General features: G+C 70.3%; 1 protein-coding gene. It reads left to right on the forward strand.

Features of this window, described 5'->3' with window-relative positions; all coding sequences use genetic code 11:
• Positions 1–510, forward strand: a 510-nt coding sequence (locus E1265_RS36595) for a helicase associated domain-containing protein (RefSeq protein ID WP_207931362.1), incomplete at its 5' end; no start/stop codon positions are given.
• Between the last annotated feature and the right edge of the window lie 336 nt (positions 511–846).

Here is an 846-nt window from a genome sequence, read left to right on the forward strand (position 1 = left end):
CAGCAGTGCGTCGACGGCGGCGCCGACCCCAACGACATCCTTCCCGGCGTGACGGTGGCCGGGGTGGACGTCGGGACGTGGCTGCGCCGACAACGACACGGCTGGAAACACCTCACACAGGCGCAGCAGGAGCTGTTGGGGGATCTGGGCATCGGCCCGCTCCAGACGGCCCCTGAGGCCACTCAGGGCGCCGCAGAGGCCGTACAGGCCGAGCCGGAGGCTGGAGGTGCTGCGGTGCCGGCCGCCAGGAAGCCCACGGGCGGCCGTGGCGGCTCGTTCGAACGGGGCCTCGCCGCCGCCCACCAATACCTCGCGAGGGAGGGTCACCTGAAGGTTCCCCGCGGCCATGTCGAGCACCTGCCCCTCGAAGACGCCGCCGCCAGCGGCGGGGACCAGGAGCAGCCCGAGACGGTGCCAGTGAAGCTTGGGGTGTGGCGATCCAACATGCGGTCGAGACGGGACCGACTCACGCCCGAGCAACAGGCCGCACTCGATGAGATCGGGCTGTAGAGGCGATGGTCACGGCCGCCGGCGGCCCGCACCCCGAACCGGACGGGTGTGGGCCGCTAGTGTGTCCGGTGTCCGCCGGATGGTGGCTACTACTCGCAGCGGCCGGGGCGCCGGCGGGCGGGATGGTCGGGAAGCGCGGGTTCGGCGTCGCTGTCCTATTCGAGGTCGCAGCCCTCGCAGGACAAGAACGATCTCGCTTCTTCGTGAAAGAGGTCACGTAGGGGGCGTTGTGGCGGTGGGATGAGCCCATGGCTGTCCGTCTTTCCTCGCGCTCCCGTCGTCAGCACTTACAACGTTCCGCCCGCAGAAGAAACGCTCGACCACGGCCAGCGGCGG

The sequence above is a fragment of the Streptomyces sp. 8K308 genome (assembly GCF_004348315.1).
Taxonomy (GTDB): Bacteria; Actinomycetota; Actinomycetes; order Streptomycetales; family Streptomycetaceae; genus Streptomyces.